Consider the following 18,310-nt stretch of genomic DNA (forward strand, 5'->3'; position numbering starts at 1 on the left):
CCCCCTGCCAGACTTCGTGTACACCCCTGTTTTCCCGCTCGGGAAAGATACAACCCAGTACCGCAAGCTCGATATTGACGGGGTCAGCACCTCGCAATGCGGCGGCAAGACGGTTGTGCACGTCACCCCCGAAGCCCTGAGCGAACTGACGGCGCAGGCCTTCCACGAAGTGGCGCATTTCCTGCGTGCCTCGCATCTGGAAAAACTGGCTGCCATCCTCAAGGACCCCGAAGCCTCGGACAATGACCGCTTCGTGGCGATGGACCTGCTGCAAAATGCCTGTATCGCGGCGGGAGGCATCCTGCCCATGTGTCAGGATACCGGCACGGCTATTGTGTTTGGCAAAAAAGGCCAGCGGCTGTGGGTGGAAGGCAACGAGGAAATCGCCTTCTCGCGCGGGGTATACGATACCTACACCCGCACCAGCCTGCGCTATTCGCAAATGGCGCCGCTGAGCATGTTCGAGGAAAAGAACACCGGCACCAACCTGCCGGTCCAGTGCGACATCTTTGCCTCCCCCGCCGGTGAGCATGATGAGAGCTTCGAGCTGATGTTCGTCGCCAAGGGCGGTGGCTCGGCCAACAAGACCTTCCTGTTTCAGGAAACGCGCGCCCTGCTGGGTTCCGAAGCGCAGCTTCTCTCATGGCTGGATACGAAAATCCGCACACTGGGCACCTCGGCCTGTCCGCCTTACCATCTGGCCATTGTCATTGGTGGCATGTCAGCCGAGCAGACGCTCAAGACCGTCAAGCTCGCCTCCACCCACTGGTATGACAGCCTGCCCACCTCTGGCAGCCCCACCGGCCATGCCTTCCGTGATGTGGACATGGAACGCAAGGTGCTGGAGCTGACCCGCAAGCTGGGCATCGGGGCGCAGTTCGGCGGCAAGTATTTCTGCCATGATGTGCGAATCGTCCGCCTGCCACGCCATGGGGCCTCGCTGCCCGTGGGCATGGGTGTGTCCTGCTCGGCTGACCGGCAGGTGAAAGCCCGCATTACGGCAGACGGCTTCTTTCTCGAACAGCTTGAGCACGACCCGGCACGCTTCCTGCCCGAAACCACGGATGAGCACCTTGAAGGCGAGGCGATCAAGATCGACCTCAACCGCCCCATGGACGAAATCCGCCGTGAGCTGTCGCAATACCCGGTCAAGACCCGGCTGGCACTGAGCGGCACCGTGGTGGTGGCGCGCGACATTGCGCATGCCAAGTTCCGCGAACGGCTGCAAAAGGGCGAAGGCCTGCCCGATTATCTGAAAAACCACCCGGTCTATTACGCAGGCCCGGCCAAAACGCCCGAGGGCATGCCCACCGGCTCCTTTGGCCCCACCACCGCAGGGCGCATGGATTCCTACGTGGACGAGCTACAGGCCAATGGTGGCTCCTATGTCATGCTGGCCAAGGGCAACCGTTCCAAGGCCGTGCGCGATGCCTGCCAGAAATATGGCGGTTTCTACCTCGGCTCCGTTGGTGGCCCGGCAGCGCGTCTGGCCAAAGACTGCATCCGCAAGGTTGAAGTGCTGGAATACCCCGAACTGGGTATGGAAGCGGTCTGGAAAATCGAAGTGGAAGATTTCCCGGCCTTTATTGTTATTGATGACAAAGGCAACGACTTCTACGCTGAGTTGTAACCCCTGCCCTGCCCACTGCCTCCCCGGCGGATGGGCAGCCCCAGCAAAAGGAGTGGTGCGGCCACATGCGTTTCACTGTTGATCGTCTTGACCATGTTGTCCTGACAGTCCGCGACCTTGAAATCTCCGCGTCATGGTACCAGCGCGTGCTGGGCATGGACCGGGAGGAATACGGACGCAATAACCGCACGGCCCTGCGTTTCGGGGGGCAGAAACTCAACCTGCGCCCCCATGACGCGCAAGGCTGGGATACGGCAACCCACGCCCTGCCCGGCGGTAACGACCTGTGCTTCATTACCGCCATTACCAGCGCGGATGTTATCGAACATCTGAAAATCTGCGGGGTGACAGTGGTGGAAGGGCCGGTTGCGCGGCTTGGCGCCATTGGCCCGATCACCTCTGTTTACTGCCACGACCCGGATGAAAACCTGATTGAGATCGCCTCGTATCAGGGCTGAGCCCTTACGCCCGGCGAAAAATAACGGCCCCCCGCACCTGCAGCCTTGCTGGCACAGATGCGGGGGGCCTGTTTTTTATCAGGCGTGGTTGCCTGTTTTGGAAGAAGACAGGCCTGCGTGCTGGCCGGTCGCGGGGGTTACGGCTTCATGCGGCGCATTGCCCAGCCACCCACCAGTAAACCCGGCACGCAGCAGCCCCTGCCGAATAACAGGGTTGTGCTTCATGGTGTTCCACACCAGCCCACTACGCCAGTTTTCGATCATCAGCAGGATCGGCCCCTGATCGATGCCTATATAGGTGTTATCAGCCCAGAAATTCTTCTGGCCGTCATCATGGTAGCTGGGGTTGAACGCATCCACAAAACCATACTGGCCGTAGATACGCATGCCGTATTTGTCCTTCATGGACCGCAGGGCACGGATAGCGATTTCAGGCGCGAAAGCTACCGAGCCACCTGCCGCCGTTGGGGCCAGCGTGCCATCGTCCAGCGTATAGTCACGCCCCACACCGCGCGCGGAATAGGCCATGAAATGCCGGTCCTGCCCGTCTTCATGGCGCACGGTATCCGCTGGGCCATCACTGGCTGTCAGGCCCCAGATATTGCTACTGTAATCCTGCCAATGCCCCGGGTTATGCTGGGCATATGAACGCTGGGCATACACCGCGCGGCGACTGTTTTCGAAATAGTCGATCCCTTTTTCGCGGTTCCAGTCATCGCGAATACCCCGGAAGTCAATCCATGCATGCGTGTACTGGTGGCCAAAAAGTGGCGCGAAGTTAAGGAAAGTCTGCCCGTAGGACTCACCCCAGCGCTTGTCGTTTGTAGCGATCCAAGCCTGCCATGATACCGGGTCCAGTGCCGAGTGGCTTGCACCAAGGCCCAGCACATACAGCATCATGCCTTCGCTATAGCCTTCCCAGTAATTGGACAAAAAGCCATGCTCGGGCGACCAGCCCATGCTCAGCCGGTTATCCGGGCGCAGCATCCACCGCCAGTCAACCCGGTTGAACAGGGTATCGGCCAGATCGCGGATTTCACGCTCAGACACCGTATCCTTCGTGTAGAAGCTGCTGGCAAACAGCACGCCCTGCATCAGCAGCGCCGTATCGATGCTGGAAAGCTCGGTATCGGTATTGAAACGCAGCCCCGTGCGATGATCGAGGAAATGATAGAAGAAACCATGATACCCGCCCGCCTGCATGGGCGTGGCGTTCTGTGGCAGCCGCACCATGGTACGCAGCACACGCAGGGTACGCTCCACTGCCTGCTCACGCGTAACATAACCGCGCGTCACCCCGATACCATAAGCGGTCAGCCCGAACCCGACAGAAGCAACGCTCGACTGGGTCTGGTCGGATGGGTAGCGATCCGGCACCAGCCCCGTAACCGGGTCGGCTGAATCCCAGAACCAGCGGAATGTCCGGTATTCCAGATCCTTCATCAGCGCGACATCCGTCGCACTGATACCCCTGCGGCCATCATGGGCATGCACCATGCCACCGGGTGGTAGCGGATGGGGTTCTGTACCCTGTGTGGTGGCCCGCTCTGCGCCCTGAGATGCAGCCGGGGCCGTTCCCTTAACCGGGGCCTGCACCGCTACAGCCGGAGCGGCTGCCGCAACAGGAGCCGCCGGTGTGTCCTGCGCCGTAGCCGCCCAGACAGAAGAGGCACTCCCTGCGCCAAAGGCCGAGGCCCCCAGCCCCGATACCGTCAGAACCATGTTCAGGAACGTAAGCGCCCCACTCCGGCCCCGCCTGCGCGGGGAACATCTGTCCAGCTTCATACTCTGCCCGTATCTCTGTTATGATGCAGTGCCGCGCACGCGCAGCGTCACCGCAAGCGCGCCCGAAGGCGGCACTTACTACACTCTTACCATCGGCATTATTTTTTTCTTTTTGTTATATCCGCACGTCAAACCCCACATCCATTAATATCTCTTTCAAGAAACATTATGGTGTGAAGATGTCATTCGTGCAGACCGGGCGCTTCGCGGCCGGTGCGGGCCACGTATTCCGTATAGCCGCCATCGTAACGATGCAGGCCTTCAGGTGTGAGTTCGAGCACACGGTTGGACAATGCAGCCAGAAAATGCCGGTCATGGGAGACAAACAGCATGGTGCCATCGTAATCGGCCAGCGCCGCGATCAGCATTTCCTTGGTGGCGATATCGAGATGGTTGGTCGGTTCGTCCAGCACCAGAAAATTCGGTGGATCATACAGCATCACTGCCAGAACCAGCCGGGCTTTTTCTCCACCGGACAGAACGCGGCACAGCTTGTCCACGTCATCACCCGAAAAACCAAAGCTGCCCGCCAGTGTCCTCAGCGCACTCTGAGGGGCCAGTGGAAAGGCATCGTTCAGGGTTTCAAGAACCGTGCGCTCACCGTTCAGCAGGTCCATGGCGTGCTGGGCAAAATACCCCATTTTAACGCTGCCACCCAGCGTGGCCGTTCCGGCATCGGGCTCGGTGGTTCCTGTCACGAGCTTGAGCAAGGTTGATTTACCCGCCCCGTTCACCCCCAGCACACAGCAGCGCTCCTGACGGCGGATGAGCAGGTCGAGCCCCTGATAGATCACCCGGCTGCCATAAGCCTTGTCCACCCCGCGCAGGTTCACCACGGAATCACCCGAACGCGGAGCGGACGGGAAGGTGAAGCTTACCGCCTGGCGGCGCTTTGGCGGTTCAACCCGGTCGATCTTGTCCAGTTTTTTGACACGGCTCTGCACCTGTGCGGCATGCGAGGCCCGTGCCTTGAAGCGCTCGATAAACGCAACTTCCTTGGCCAGCATGGCCTGCTGGCGGTCAAACTGCGCCTGCTGCTGCTTTTCGTTCAGTGCGCGCTGCTGTTCGTAAAACTCGTAATCGCCCGAATAGCTCGACAGCACGCCCCCATCGATCTCGATCACCTTGTTAATGATACGGTTCATGAACGCGCGGTCATGCGATGTCATCAGCAGCGCGCCATCATACCCAGCCAGAAACTGCTCCAGCCAGATCAGGCTTTCCAGATCAAGATGGTTGCTTGGTTCGTCCAGCAGCATCACATCGGGCTTCATCAGCAGGATTCGCGCCAGCGCCACGCGCATTTTCCACCCACCGGAAAGACGCCCGACATCGCCATCCATCATGTCCTGACTGAAACCCAGCCCGTGCAGCACTTCACGCGCGCGCCCGTCCAGCGCGTAGCCCCCCAGTTCCTCAAAACGGGCCTGCACCTCGCCAAACCGTTCCAGAATGGTGTCAAGCTCGTCAAACCGCTCGGGGTCAGCCATGGCGGATTCCAGCTCGGCAAGCTCAGCCCCGACCTCAGCCACCGGGCCTGCGCCGTCCATCACCTCGGCCACGGCACTGCGGCCGGCCATTTCGCCCACATCCTGATTAAAAAAACCGACTGTCACGCCCCGGTCGGTCAGGACATTGCCTTCATCGGGTTCTTCCTGACCGGTGATCAGGCGAAACAGCGTGGTTTTGCCCGCACCATTCGGCCCCACCAGCCCGATTTTCTCGCCTTTCTGAAGCGCTGCCGAGGCCTCGATAAAGATAACACGATGGCCATTATGCTTGCTGATGGAGTCGAGACGGATCATGGAGCCTCAGGAACTGGAGGGTAAGGGGGCGAAAGCCGGAGCCGCCCTTATTGCGTAACCCCCGCGCGCCGTAAACAGCGCGGGGTCTTCACACCCTCCGCCCTGCCTGCACTTTATGCAGGCAGGTTCAGGAAAAATAACGCGTGATCGCTAGGTCATCCGCCGCAATATCAGGCTTACGGCCCGACATCACATCCGCCAGCACCCGCCCCGAGCCACAGGCCATGGTCCAGCCCAGTGTTCCATGGCCGGTATTAAGGTACAGGTTATCGAGCGCCGTACGGCCGATAACAGGCGTGCCATCCGGTGTCATAGGCCGCAGCCCGGTCCAGAACTGCGCCTCCGAGGGGTTACAGCTTCCGGCAAACAGGTCGGACACCGAATGTTCCAGCGTTACCCGCCGGGGCTCACGCAGCCGCAGGTTGAAACCCGCCAGTTCCGCCGTGCCCCCAACCCGCACCCGGTCGCCCAGACGGGTAATCCCGATCTTGAAGGTTTCATCCATGATGGTGGAAACCGGGGCGCGGCTTTCATCCGTAATGGGGGCCGTGAGCGAATAGCCCTTGACCGGATAAACCGGCAGCCTGATGCCCAGCGGCCGCAGCAATGCCGGGGAGTAGCTGCCCAGCGCCAGCACATAGGCATCTGCCGTAAGCAGGCCCTGCGCCGTTTCCACCCCGCTGATACGCCCACCTTCGGAGCGCAGCCGCCTGATGGCCGTATTGTAGCGGAAGGTTACACCCTGCGCCTGCGCCATTTCAGCCAGCCGCTGGCTGAACTTGAAGGCATCACCCGTTTCATCACCCGGCAGGCGCAGCCCGCCCACAATCTTGTGGCTGGACTGGGCCAGACCCGGCTCGGCCCGCACGCAGCCCTGCGTATCCAGCACCTCGTACGGCACACCATACTGATTGAGCACAGCCAGATCGCCCGCAATACCGTCAAGCTGCTTGCGGGTGCGGAACACCTGCAACGTGCCCTGCTGGCGGTCATCATACGCAATGCCGGTCTGGGCGCGCAGGTCGAGCATGACATCGCGGCTGTATTCCGCCAGCCGCACCATACGACCCTTGTTGCGGTCATAAGCAGCAGCCGTGCAGTTTTCCAGCGTTGCCGCCAGCCAGCGCCACAGATACGGATCGGGCAGCGGCCAGAACACAAAGGGGCGATACTTCATCAGCAGCCAGCGCACGCATTTGAGCGGCACACCCGGCCCCGCCCATGGTGCGGAATAACCGGGCGAGACCTGCCCTGCATTGGCAAAGCTGGTTTCCAGCCCCGGCCCCGGCTGGCGGTCCACCACCGTAACCTCATGCCCGGCCTGCGCCAGATACCAGGCGGAGGTAACCCCCACCACGCCACTTCCCAGAACAAGAACCTTCATGCGCGCGCTCCTTCTCCTGCGTGCGAATGCTCCGCGGCACACGCGCCATCCGTATAAACACGGTGATAACGACGCCCGAGCGATGTCAGGATTTCATAACCAATGGTTCCCTGCGCTTCGGCCAGCGCATCCACGCCGTAACCGGGGTTCAGCAGGTCCACCATGCCATCCGCCTCGAGCAGGCCTTGAGGAACATCCGTAATGTCCACAGTCATGGAATCCATGGAAATACGCCCCAGCACAGGCAGGCGTTGCCCCCTGAACCATGCACATTGCTGCCCGGCCCCATGGCGGGCCTGCCCGTCCGCGTAGCCTGCGGCAATTGTCGCCACACGCCGGGGCTCACTGGCCTGCCATGTCAGGCCGTAACCCACGCGGTCTCCCGGCTGGAGTGTACGGATCTGCAGCACATGGGCACTCAGCCCCACCACCGGCTGCAGCAGGCCGGAGCTTTCGCGGTTGGGGGCCACGCCGTACAGGGCTGCGCCCGGCCGCACGAGGTCAAAATGATAGGCAGGCCCCAGAAAAATACCCGAGGAGGCCGCAAGGCTCAGCGGTGCGGGTGGCAGCATGGCCGCCATCCGCCGCAGGCACGCCGCCTGCATAGCATTGGCCGGGTCTGCCGGGGTATCGGCACAAGCCAGATGGCTCATGATCAGTTCCACATGCAGCCCTTCCAGCAGGGCTGGTGTGCTGGCGAGTTCCGCCACATCCGCCTCGGACAGACCAAAACGCGACATGCCCGTATCAAGCTGGAGCACAACCCCGACACCACGCCCTGTGGCGCGGGCTGCCTGCCGCACCCAGCCGATCTGCTCAAGGCTGTTCAGTACGGGCCGCAGCCCCCCAGCCAGACAGGCCTTGACCGCATCGGGGCGAGGGCCATGCAGAACCGTAATCCCTGCCCCGGCACTGACATGCGCACGCAGTTCCAGCCCTTCATCCACATGGGCCACAAAAAACTGGCGTGCACCGGCCTGCTCCAGAACAGGGGCAACCTGCGCCACCCCCAGCCCGTAGGCATCCGCCTTGACGACGGCCGCACACACAGCCCCGGCAGCCTGCCCGGCCACCAGCCGGTAATTGGCAGCCAGCGCCGCCAGATCGATGCTCAGCACCGCGCCCGCGCGCGATGCGGGCCAGCCAGCACTGGAAGGGGGGAAAGCGGTTGTCACGAGTTCCATCCGTCTTTTATTGCCATACCGTAAAGTGTAATCCACAGCGCATGGTATATCCCGTCAATTTGTTGCATGATGTGCCATAATTGCTTTATTTTAGAATAATCATGCATAAAATTGGCAAAAAAGACAGATCATGCCAGACCCGATAACCGATGCCATTCTCCGCCATCTCCGCCACAATGGCCGCCTGAGCAATGCCGAACTGGCCGAGCGTATCGGGCTGTCTCCCTCATCCTGTCTGCGCCGTGTCCGCAGGCTGGAGGAGGAAGGGATTATCCGCGGCTATCAGGCCATTATCGCGCGGCGTAACGCGCCCCAACTCGCGACCGTCATTGTCCAGATCACTCTCGAACGCCAGACGGAGGAATGCCTGCGCCGTTTTGAAAGCCGTATCCGTGAATGCCCGGACGTGCGCGAATGCTATCTGATGACAGGCGATGCCGATTACCTGCTGCGGGTGGAAGCGCGCGACATGCAGGACTACGAACGCATTCACAAGGAAGAACTCTCCCGCATGCCCGGTGTCGTGCGCATACAGAGCAACTTTGCCATCAGGCCGGTTGTGCAGCAGGATAGGCGTCTTCCCGAACACTAAGGCACCCCAGCCCGCATAAACTGGGCACGTACCATCCGATCAAATCGCCGGGTGTCCGTTCCAGACAATGAATATGTCTTATTATGGATGGCCAGCCGGTTCCAAAACCTGATACGCGTTTGAGTAAGACATTCCGAAGTAGAAACATTTTGCGTGCCTGCACGGCCACCTGCACCCTTTGATCCCGCGCCGGTCCGGGTCGTCAGACAGGCCCCGGCGCGCAGGGACACCGCATCTGGGCACGCATCCATCTGGATGAGGTAAAACCTTGCGGCCACTCGGCATCAAAGCCTCGCTGGGGCTGGTTCAGCTCCTTGTCGCCAGTGCGTGTATCGTGGCGGGCCTGTATTCGGTCCACGGGCTGACACTCGTCAACAACCGTATGGAAGAAATCAACAGCAGGTCCCTGAGCAGCATCAAAGCCATAGGCCCGATCGACGAACTTTTGCGTACTTTCTACACGGCGGAAACCGAACAGCTTGCCGCCACCACGCCGGATACGCTGCAAACGCAGGCGGCCCTTTCAGATGCCGTCGAGCAGGAAGTGACCGACACAATCGACGCCTATGCCCCGCTTGCCCATTCCGCACGTGAAAAAACCCTGTATGGCGCGCTAAAAGACAAATGGACCGCCTACAAGACTGATCACGACGAAACATTCAAAAACTGGTCTGCCACCACCGAGCGCAGCAGCGCCATAGCCGCCGGTTCGCGCCTGCGCGATCTGGAGGAAAGCGTTTCCGCCGCGCTAGCCGCCCTGTCCACCTTCAGTACGGAACAGGCCGTTACCTACGCACAGGATTCCAGAACCACTTACCAGACCACGCTCTGGCGCGTTTATTACGCCTATGCAGCTCTGGCTGCCATTATGGTGCTTTCGGGTGTGGTGGTTATCTACAACATCCTGCGCCCGCTACGCGCTATCAATATCCTGATTACCCGGCTGGCCGGAGGCGATACCCAGACCCCCTCCCAGTTTACCAACCGCCGCGACGAAATTGGGGCCATTGCGCGCTCCCTGAACATCTTCCGTTCAGGCATTATCGAAAAACACCAACTGGAACAGGAAGCCAAAATCCAGCGTGAGCAGGCCGAAGCCGACCGGCTGAGCATCCAGGCCAAAGCAGAATCCGATGCCACCCAGCGCCTGCACACCGCCACCAGCGGTCTGGCCTCCGGGTTGCGCCGCATGGCCGGGGGCGATCTGTCCTTTCAGCTCGACAGCCGTTTTTCAGCCGAATTCGAACCCCTGCGGCATGATTTCAACCAGTCTCTCGAACAGCTTGCCGCAACCTTCTCCCAGATGTCTAACGCGGTGCACACCATCAGCAACGGCACGCAGGAACTCGCCACGGGGGCAGACCACCTCGCCCACCGCACAGAAACGCAGGCCTCCTCGCTTGAGCAGACGGCAACCGCCATTGCCCAGATTACCAATAGCGTTGCCCAGGCTGCCCAGCGTTCGGAAGAAGCGCGCCAGATCGGCACACAGGCACGCGAGGCCGCTACCACATCGGCCAGAATTGCCCATGATACCGAAACCTCCATGCACCACATGGAAAGCGGCTCAGCCGAAATTGCCTCCATTGTGGACGTAATCGACAGCATTGCCTTTCAGACCAATGTGCTTGCCCTCAACGCCAGCGTGGAAGCCGCACGGGCCGGAGAGGTCGGGCGGGGTTTTGCCGTTGTCGCCAGCGAGGTGCGCGCCCTTGCCCAGCGCAGCAGCGAAGCCGCACGCGATATTCGCGGTCTGATTCAGAAAACCGTTACCGATGTCAAGGAAGGTTCGGAACGTGTGCGCGAGAGCAGCCAGACCCTGCGCACCATCACCGATTTTATCAGCCAGATTGCCAGCCATCTGGACGCCATAGCCCAGTCCGCTGCCGAGCAGTCCTCAAGCCTTGCCTCCATCAACACCACTGTTACGCAGCTTGACCGCACCACGCAGCAGAATGCCGCCATGGGCGAGGAATTCAACGCGACATCCCGCAGCCTTGCCGTGGAAAGCCAGAAACTCAATGAACTGGTACGCCAGTTTCTTCTGCCACAACAGGATTATACCCAGCAGGCACCCGCACTGACCTATCGCCATCACGGTTAGCACCCGGCACATGCCATAAAAAATGCCGGAGCCCCATATGGGCTCCGGCATTTTTCAACATATCATCCCAGCAAGGGAGGGCTGAAAACTCAGCCCTCGGCCCCGGCCGGACGCATGCGCGCAATACGGTCAGGGTCGCTCACCGTGCCCGAACCCCCTGCGCCACGCTTGATCTTGTCCACGTTTTCCATGCCTTCAATCACTTCACCCACGATGGTGTACTGGCCATCAAGATGGGGAGAAGGTTCGAACATGATAAAAAACTGGCTGTTGGCGCTGTTCGGATCAGCCGTGCGGGCCATGCCGATGGTGCCACGCTCGAACTTCGCCTTGGTGGTGAACTCTGCCGGCAGGTCAGGCAGGTCGCTGCCATGCATGCCCGTGCCCGTGGGGTCGCCACCCTGCGCCATAAAGCCGGAAATCACCCGATGGAACGGCACGTTATCGTAAAAGCCCTGCTCGGCCAGCGTGCGAATACGTTCCGCCGCCTTGGGCGCGATATCCGGACGCAGACGAATGACAACGCGCCCGGCGGGCACATCCATGTAGATCAGGTCTTCAGTGGTATTTTCAGACATCAGGTTTCTCCTGTTGCAGATAACAGCAACACCCATGACACGTTATCGGTTTTCAACCCGCACGCATGGCCAGCCGCGCCAGAAGGCGCGCCTGCGTGGCCGGTGTTACAAATTCGGAAATATCGCCTTTATAACTGGCTATTTCCTTGACCAGACGGGACGATATGAACTGAGTTCTTTCTGATGCCATCAGAAAAACCGTTTCAATCCCGCCATCCAGCCTGCGGTTGACCCCACTCATCTGAATTTCATAGTCGAAATCAGACAAGACCCGCAGACCCCGGAAAATCAATGTCGCGCCATTGGCCCGCACGGCTTCCACCAGCAAGGAATGAAACGCCACCACCACAATATCCGAGCCAGTCCGCTGGCGTATGGAAGGCAAGGCCTCTTCCACGCAGAGCATGCGCTCATCCACCGGCATGAGTGGATTTTTACCGGGGTTGTGCGCAACCCCAATCACCAGACGGTCAACCAGCCGCGCCGCCCGCTCGATCACGTCCAGATGCCCGGTCGTGACCGGATCAAACGTACCGGCGTAAAAACCGACCCGGCGTGCCACGGCTGGTCTGGCTATCATGCGCCGGAATCCGCTCCGCTTTCCTGAGCCCCGTCCTCACCCTCATCATCCCCGTCATCCATAACAGGGAATACACTGGTAATACGCTCGCTGTCATTCAGGCGCAGCACGGTCACACCGCTAGCCTGACGGGACATGACCCGCACCTGATCGACCGGCACGCGGATAAGCCGCCCGCCATCCGTTACCAGCATGACATCCGTGCCGGCCAGCACCGGCAGAGTTGCCGCAACCTCGGTTCCCCGCTTGGAGGCAGAGAAAGTCATGTTGGTAATGCCCTGACCACCTCGCCCGCTAACACGGTAATCATAGGCGGAGGAACGACGACCAAACCCACCATCGCTCACGATCAGCAGAATTTCCTCTGCTGCCTCAAGCTGTGCAAAGCGCTCGGCCGACAGCACGGTGGTGTCGGATACGGTTTCATCCTCACCCTCTTCCACCGTTGTAGCCAGATCGGCCTCATCAGCAGCCTCATCCCCGGCTTCGGCTGCGTTTTCAGCACGGCGGCGGGCATTGGCCATGCGCAGATAAGCGCTGCGCTCCTCCACCGTAGCGTCAACATGGTTGAGCACTGCAAGACTGATCACCCGGTCTCCCGAAGCAAGGCGGATACCGCGCACGCCCGAAGAACCACGCCCGGCGAATACACGCAGGGTGTCATCCGTAATCTGGAAGCGGATGCAGCGCGCGCCCTTTGTAGCCAGAAACACATCCTGCCCTTCACGGCAGGTGGCAACACCGATCAGGCTGTCACCTTCATCAAGTTTCATGGCGATCATACCGGAAGAACGGATATTGCGGAAATCGCTCAGCCTGTTCCGACGCACATGCCCGCTGGCCGTGGCAAAGACCAGGTGCAGGCTTTCCCACAACCCTTCATCCTGCGGCAGGGGCAGCACGGCGGTAATGGCATCCCCGCCCAGATCGGGCAGCAGATTGACCAGTGCACGGCCCTTGGCCGCAGGCCCCGCCTCTGGCAGACGCCAGACTTTCTCGCGGTACACCTTGCCACCTGAAGAGAAGAACATGACCCACTGATGGGTATGGGCATTAAAGGAACGCACCACGATATCATCACCGCGCGTGCCAGCCCCCGTGCGGCCACGGCCACCACGGTTCTGGGCGCGGAATACATCCAGCGGGGTACGCTTGATAAAGCCATCGCGCGTGATGGTCACAACCATCTGCCCCGGTTCGATCAGGCTTTCATCATCCTGATCGCCATCATATTCGGCAATATCGGTCATGCGCGGCGTTGCCAGTTCGGCACGGGCGCGCTGCAATTCCTCGCACAGCACTTCCATGCGGCGGGGGCGGCTGCCGATAATCAGGAGCAGTTCGTTGATGCGGGTTGCCACATCCGACAGTTCCTGCTGGATCTTATCGCGCTCAAGGCCGGTCAGGCGCTGCAGGCGCAGTTCCAAAATACCACGGGCCTGCGCTTCGGTCAGGCGCACCCGACCATCCACCACCACGTTGCCGTCATCATGAATGAGCGCCAGCAGCGGTTCGATCTCGCCTGCATCCCACGTAGCGGACATCAGCGCTTCACGCGCGCTGGCGGCATCCGGGGCGGCGCGGATCAGTGCGATCACCGCATCAATATTGGCCACCGCAATGACCAGCCCCACCAGAATGTGCCCACGGTCACGCGCCTTACCCAGCTCAAAGCGTGAGCGACGCAGAATGACTTCCTCACGGAAGGCAATAAATGCCTCCAGCACATCTTTCAGCCCCATCAGGCGCGGCTGGCCACCATCAAGGGCCAGCATGTTCACGCCAAACGATGTCTGAAGCTGGGTAAAGCGATAAAGCTGGTTGAGCACCACCTCAGGCGTTGCATCACGCTTGATCTCAATCACCACCCGCATGCCCGAGCGGTCGGACTCGTCACGGATATCGGCAATGCCTTCGATCTGCTTGCCGCGCACCAGTTCAGCGATACGTTCCTGCAGGGTGGCCTTGTTCACCTGATAAGGAATTTCGCTCACCACAATGGCTTTGCGATCCTTGCGGATTTCCTCAATCTCGGCCTTGGCGCGGATGATGATGGAACCACGCCCCGTCGTATAGGCGCTGCGGATACCCGAACGCCCCAGAATGGTGCCACCTGTGGGGAAATCCGGCCCCGGCACATGCTCCATCAGCTCTTCAAGCGAAAGAGCCGGATTGGCGACCAGCGCCAGCGTGGCGTCTATGACCTCGCCCGGATTATGCGTGGGAATATTGGTGGCCATACCCACCGCAATCCCGGTCGCACCGTTGATCAGCAGGTTGGGGAAGGCTGCGGGCAGAACCGTGGGCTCATGCTCGCTTTCATCATAGTTGGGCTGAAAATCAACCGTGTCACGGTCAATATCATCCAGCAGGAAGGTGGATGACTTGGCCAGCCGGGCTTCGGTATAACGCATGGCCGCCGGGCTATCGCCGTCAACCGAGCCAAAATTGCCCTGCCCGTCTATCAGACGCACACGCATGGACCACGACTGCGCCATACGCACCATGGCCTCGTAAATCGAGGAGTCACCATGCGGATGGTATTTACCCATCACGTCACCCACCGCACGGGCGGACTTGCGATAGGGCTTGTCGTGAGTGAACCCGCTTTCGTGCATGGCGTAAAGAATACGCCTGTGCACGGGTTTCAGACCGTCGCGCACATCGGGCAACGCGCGGCTGACAATGACCGACATCGCATAAGCGAGGTAGGAGGAACGCATTTCCTCCTCAATGGTCACAGGCAGCAGGTCTGAAGGTTCCGGTGATCCGGCTTGGTCAGAAATCTCGGTCAAGGTTCATCCGTTCCGTCAAACGGCGCGAGCATCACGCCTGGTCTGTCCGCAAGCCGGTTGCCACGGCATGCACGGCCTTGTTCTAGCACACAAAGGCCCAAGCACCTAGCCTCTGCCGGAACGCGAAATCCCGCAGGGCCAACTCGGGCAAGGCCCACGGGGCTATATGATGTGGAAAAAACCTGAGCAGACCCAGCCGGGCCACAGCGTATGGATAAAACCGTAAGACTACCGCACGCGGTTCAGCGCGCGGTATCTTCCTCGTCATCCTCATCGACCTCGTCAGCCGCTTCGGAGCCAAGGTCACGCTGGACCTCGGGCAGACGCAGTAGCGTATCGACATGCATGGCCGTATCCAGCGCCGTATCGGCCTGAAAATGCAGCTCCGGCACCGTACGGATCCGCAGGGTGTGGGCAAGCTGCGTACGCAGCCAAGGAGCTACCCGCTTGAGAGCTGGCAGCAGAACCTCGACATCGCTCCGGCCCAGACGGGTGACAAAAACCGTGGCATGCCGGAAATCGGGCGAAAGCCGGACTTCTGTCACGGTAATGGACACACCAGCCAGTTCGGGATCACGAAAAGCCGAACGCGCAAAGACTTCGGCCAACACACGCCGGACTTCCTCACCTACGCGCAACTGGCGCTGTGAGGGGCCTGATGTTGAAAGACCGGCGAGATACCCCGCCGGTCCTCCAGTCTTGCCGTTTGTTCCGTTCCGTCGGCTCATGCCGGAACCAGTTCGCTTTCGAAGCACTCAACGACATCGCCTTCGCGCAGGTCATTATACCCGGCAAAAGACAGGCCGCATTCGTACGAGCGCGCCACTTCCTTGACATCGTCCTTGAAGCGCTTGAGCTGGCTCAGGTCACCTTCATGGATCACAACGCCATCACGCAGCAGACGCACGCCGCAACCGCGCTTGACCACGCCTTCGGTAACATAGCAACCCGCGACCTTGCCGATCTTGCTGATTTCGAAAACCCTGCGGATTTCGGCATAGCCAAGGAACTTCTCGCGATGCTTGGGCGCCTGCTTGCCGCGCACCAGTGCTTCCACATCGTCCGCCACCTGATAGATGATGGAGTAGTAGCGGATATCGACACCTTCACGCTGCGCAAGCTGGCGAGCCTGCACCGTGGCGCGCACATTGAACGCCACGATAACGGCGTCAGACGCCTTGGCAAGCTGCACGTCGCTTTCCGTAATCTGGCCGACCGAGGCGTTGAGAACGCGTACGCCCACTTCCTCATTGGCCAGTTTCAGCACCGTAACCTGGAGCGCTTCAGCCGAACCCTGCACGTCGGCCTTGATCAGAACGGAAACTTCCTTCTGATCGCCTGCCTGAATACGGGCCAGCATCTGATCAAGCGTGCCGCGTGCGGCAACCTGACCGGCTACCTGATGTTCCTTGAGCTTACGCTGACGGAACTCGGAAATTTCACGCGCACGGTTTTCGTTATCGACCACCACAAACGGTGCCCCAGCCGCCGGCACACCGGACAGACCAAGAATTTCCACCGGCATAGACGGGCCAGCCGCATCCACCTGTGCACCGTGGTCATTGACCAGTGCACGGACACGACCCCATTCGGACCCGGCCACAACGATATCGCCCTTGCGCAGGGTGCCCTTCTGGACCAGCACCGAAGCAACGGAGCCACGGCCACGATCCAGACGGCTTTCGATCACGGAGCCTTCGCCCGGACGATCGGGGTTAGCCCGCAGTTCCAGAATTTCCGCCTGAAGCAGAATGGCTTCTTCCAGCTTATCCAGACCAGTCCGCTTGAGAGCCGAGACCTGAATATCCTGCACATCGCCGCCGAGGGATTCCACCACGATCTCGTGCTGGAGCAGTTCCTGGCAGACCCGTTCAGGCTTCGCACCGGGCTTGTCGATCTTGTTGATGGCAACAATCATCGGCACATTGGCGGCCTTGGCATGCTTGATGGCTTCGATCGTCTGCGGCATCACGCCGTCATCCGCTGCCACCACCAGCACCACCACGTCGGTCATGGACGCGCCACGGGCACGCATGGCCGTAAACGCTTCATGTCCGGGTGTATCAAGGAAGGTGATCTTCGAGCCCGAAGCCAGCGTAACCTGATAGGCACCGATATGCTGGGTAATGCCACCCGCTTCGCCAGCAGCCACATCCGTGGTGCGCAGCGCATCGAGCAGAGAGGTCTTGCCGTGGTCGACATGACCCATGACCGTCACAACAGGCGCACGCAGAACCATTTCCTCAGGCGTATCTTCCACACCCTCGATACCCAGTTCTACGTCGGCTTCGGACACACGGCGCACGCGGTGGCCGAATTCTTCCACCACCAGTTCCGCCGTATCGGCATCGATCGACTGCGTTACCGTCGCCATGACACCCATTTTCATGAGCGCCTTGATAACCTCACCCTGACGGGCGGCCATACGGTTGGCGAGTTCCTGCACCGTAATCGTTTCGGGCAGAATAACGTCGCGCACGACCTTCACCTGATCGGAGCGCAGGCGTTCCAGTTCGGCCTGACGGCGTTCACGTTCACGCTGACGACGCACGGAGGCGAGCGAACGGGTCTTGTCGTCATCCCCTTCGATCGCGGCCTGCACGTCAATACGACCCGCACGACGCCCACCACCGGTATCAGTCTTGCGACCGCCGCTGTTGCTCTTGCGGTTGCTCGGCACCACCTTGCGAGACGGGCTGCTGCGACGCTGCTCGTCTTCACTCTCGGCACCACGTCCACCACGCAGGCGCAGGGTCTGGGCGGCACCGTCCTTATCGGCGGCACCCGCCGCATCAGCCGCAGGGCGGCTGGCAGGCGCGGGTGTCGGACGCAGCGGCTTGGCAGGCATGATAGCACGTTCGGCCAGCGGGCGCAGACGCCCGACCGGCGGTGCCAGCGTGACTTCACCCGGAATGGGCACGGCCGAAACAACGGGCGCCTTCATTTCAAGCGGGCGGATCGCATCGATCCGGGCCTTGCGCTCTGCCTCTTCCTCGGCCTCACGTTCGGCCTGGGCTTCCTCAGCAGCGCGCTTGTCTTCCTCTTCCTTACGGCGGGCTTCTTCCGCTGCGGACAGGATACGGATCTTTTCGGCTTCACGCTGAGCAGCTTCACGCTGGGCAGCCAGTTCCGCTTCTTTTTTCTGCTCGTCCAGCACGCGCTGACGCATGGCCAGTTCGGCCGCTGTCAGCGTCCGCCCTGCACCTGCACGCGCACCACCCGAACGGCCACCCGCTCCAGCAGGGTTGGCGCCACGCTTTTTGCGCACCTCAACCTGCACAACCTTGGAGCGGCCATGACTGAAACTCTGTCGCACGGACCCGGCATCGACCGTACGCCCGACCTCCGAACGTCCTGCCGGTCGAAGGGACAGACGTCCCTTGCCCTGATCCTGATCCTTGCCTTCGCTCATTGA

General features: G+C 60.6%; 13 protein-coding genes. 4 read left to right on the forward strand and 9 right to left on the reverse strand.

The features are described from left to right. The first annotated feature begins 4 nt into the window (after nt 1-4). Together ABF757_RS04950 and ABF757_RS04955 are read left to right on the forward strand one after the other, a co-directional pair. The gene (locus ABF757_RS04950) at nt 5-1,630 is read left to right on the forward strand and encodes a fumarate hydratase (RefSeq protein WP_415481235.1); all 1,626 of its coding nucleotides are present in this window, start codon (nt 5-7) and stop codon (nt 1,628-1,630) included. A gap of 65 nt (nt 1,631-1,695) precedes the next feature. Beyond that, nucleotides 1,696-2,088 carry a VOC family protein gene (locus ABF757_RS04955; protein WP_025860682.1) on the forward strand — a complete coding sequence of 131 codons (393 nt, stop codon included), beginning with the start codon at nt 1,696-1,698 and terminating at the stop codon, nt 2,086-2,088. A 78-nt stretch (nt 2,089-2,166) separates the two neighbouring features. Here the strand turns inward: ABF757_RS04955 and ABF757_RS04960 are convergent, their stop codons facing one another. The 4 genes from ABF757_RS04960 to alr all read right to left on the reverse strand — a co-directional run bounded on the left by ABF757_RS04960 (nt 2,167) and on the right by alr (nt 8,246). After that, on the reverse strand, nt 2,167-3,585 hold the full coding sequence (locus ABF757_RS04960; RefSeq protein ID WP_415481236.1) for a glucoamylase family protein: 1,419 nt from the start codon (nt 3,583-3,585) through the stop codon (nt 2,167-2,169). A 470-nt stretch (nt 3,586-4,055) separates the two neighbouring features. Beyond that, the gene (locus ABF757_RS04965) at nt 4,056-5,678 is read right to left on the reverse strand and encodes an ABC-F family ATP-binding cassette domain-containing protein (protein ID WP_415481186.1); all 1,623 of its coding nucleotides are present in this window, start codon (nt 5,676-5,678) and stop codon (nt 4,056-4,058) included. 127 nt (nt 5,679-5,805) lie between these two features. Then, entirely contained in the window at nt 5,806-7,062 is a 1,257-nt protein-coding gene (locus tag ABF757_RS04970) for a D-amino acid dehydrogenase (protein ID WP_025860679.1), read from the reverse strand. Beyond that, nucleotides 7,059-8,246: an alanine racemase gene (gene alr / locus ABF757_RS04975; RefSeq protein WP_415481187.1), complete on the reverse strand. Its 1,188-nt coding sequence runs from the start codon at nt 8,244-8,246 to the stop codon at nt 7,059-7,061. The genes ABF757_RS04970 and alr overlap by 4 nt, the downstream gene beginning before the upstream one ends. A gap of 130 nt (nt 8,247-8,376) precedes the next feature. Between alr and ABF757_RS04980 the strand changes: the two genes are divergently transcribed. After that, complete coding sequence (locus ABF757_RS04980; protein ID WP_025860676.1) at nt 8,377-8,838, forward strand: Lrp/AsnC family transcriptional regulator; 462 nt, start codon at nt 8,377-8,379, stop codon at nt 8,836-8,838. Between the two features lie 268 nt (nt 8,839-9,106). Further along, entirely contained in the window at nt 9,107-10,942 is a 1,836-nt protein-coding gene (locus ABF757_RS04985; protein WP_415481188.1) for a HAMP domain-containing methyl-accepting chemotaxis protein, read from the forward strand. Between the two features lie 89 nt (nt 10,943-11,031). Here the strand turns inward: ABF757_RS04985 and ABF757_RS04990 are convergent, their stop codons facing one another. From ABF757_RS04990 to infB, 5 genes are all read right to left on the reverse strand, one after another. Beyond that, nucleotides 11,032-11,520, reverse strand: a complete 489-nt coding sequence (locus ABF757_RS04990) for a peptidylprolyl isomerase (RefSeq protein WP_025860674.1) — start codon at nt 11,518-11,520, stop codon at nt 11,032-11,034. Between the two features lie 52 nt (nt 11,521-11,572). Continuing rightward, complete coding sequence (gene coaD, locus ABF757_RS04995; protein WP_415481189.1) at nt 11,573-12,100, reverse strand: pantetheine-phosphate adenylyltransferase; 528 nt, start codon at nt 12,098-12,100, stop codon at nt 11,573-11,575. Beyond that, entirely contained in the window at nt 12,097-14,895 is a 2,799-nt protein-coding gene (gene gyrA, locus ABF757_RS05000; protein WP_415481190.1) for a DNA gyrase subunit A, read from the reverse strand. The genes coaD and gyrA overlap by 4 nt, the downstream gene beginning before the upstream one ends. A 242-nt stretch (nt 14,896-15,137) precedes the next feature. Then, a complete protein-coding gene (rbfA, locus tag ABF757_RS05005) occupies nt 15,138-15,623 on the reverse strand; it encodes a 30S ribosome-binding factor RbfA (protein ID WP_025860670.1) in 486 nt (161 codons plus the stop codon). Next, the gene (gene infB / locus ABF757_RS05010) at nt 15,620-18,307 is read right to left on the reverse strand and encodes a translation initiation factor IF-2 (RefSeq protein ID WP_415481191.1); all 2,688 of its coding nucleotides are present in this window, start codon (nt 18,305-18,307) and stop codon (nt 15,620-15,622) included. Before infB ends, rbfA begins: the two co-directional genes overlap by 4 nt. Nucleotides 18,308-18,310 lie beyond the last annotated feature (3 nt).

This window comes from Acetobacter papayae (assembly GCF_047721125.1).
In the GTDB taxonomy this organism is placed as follows: Bacteria; Pseudomonadota; Alphaproteobacteria; order Acetobacterales; family Acetobacteraceae; genus Acetobacter; species Acetobacter papayae.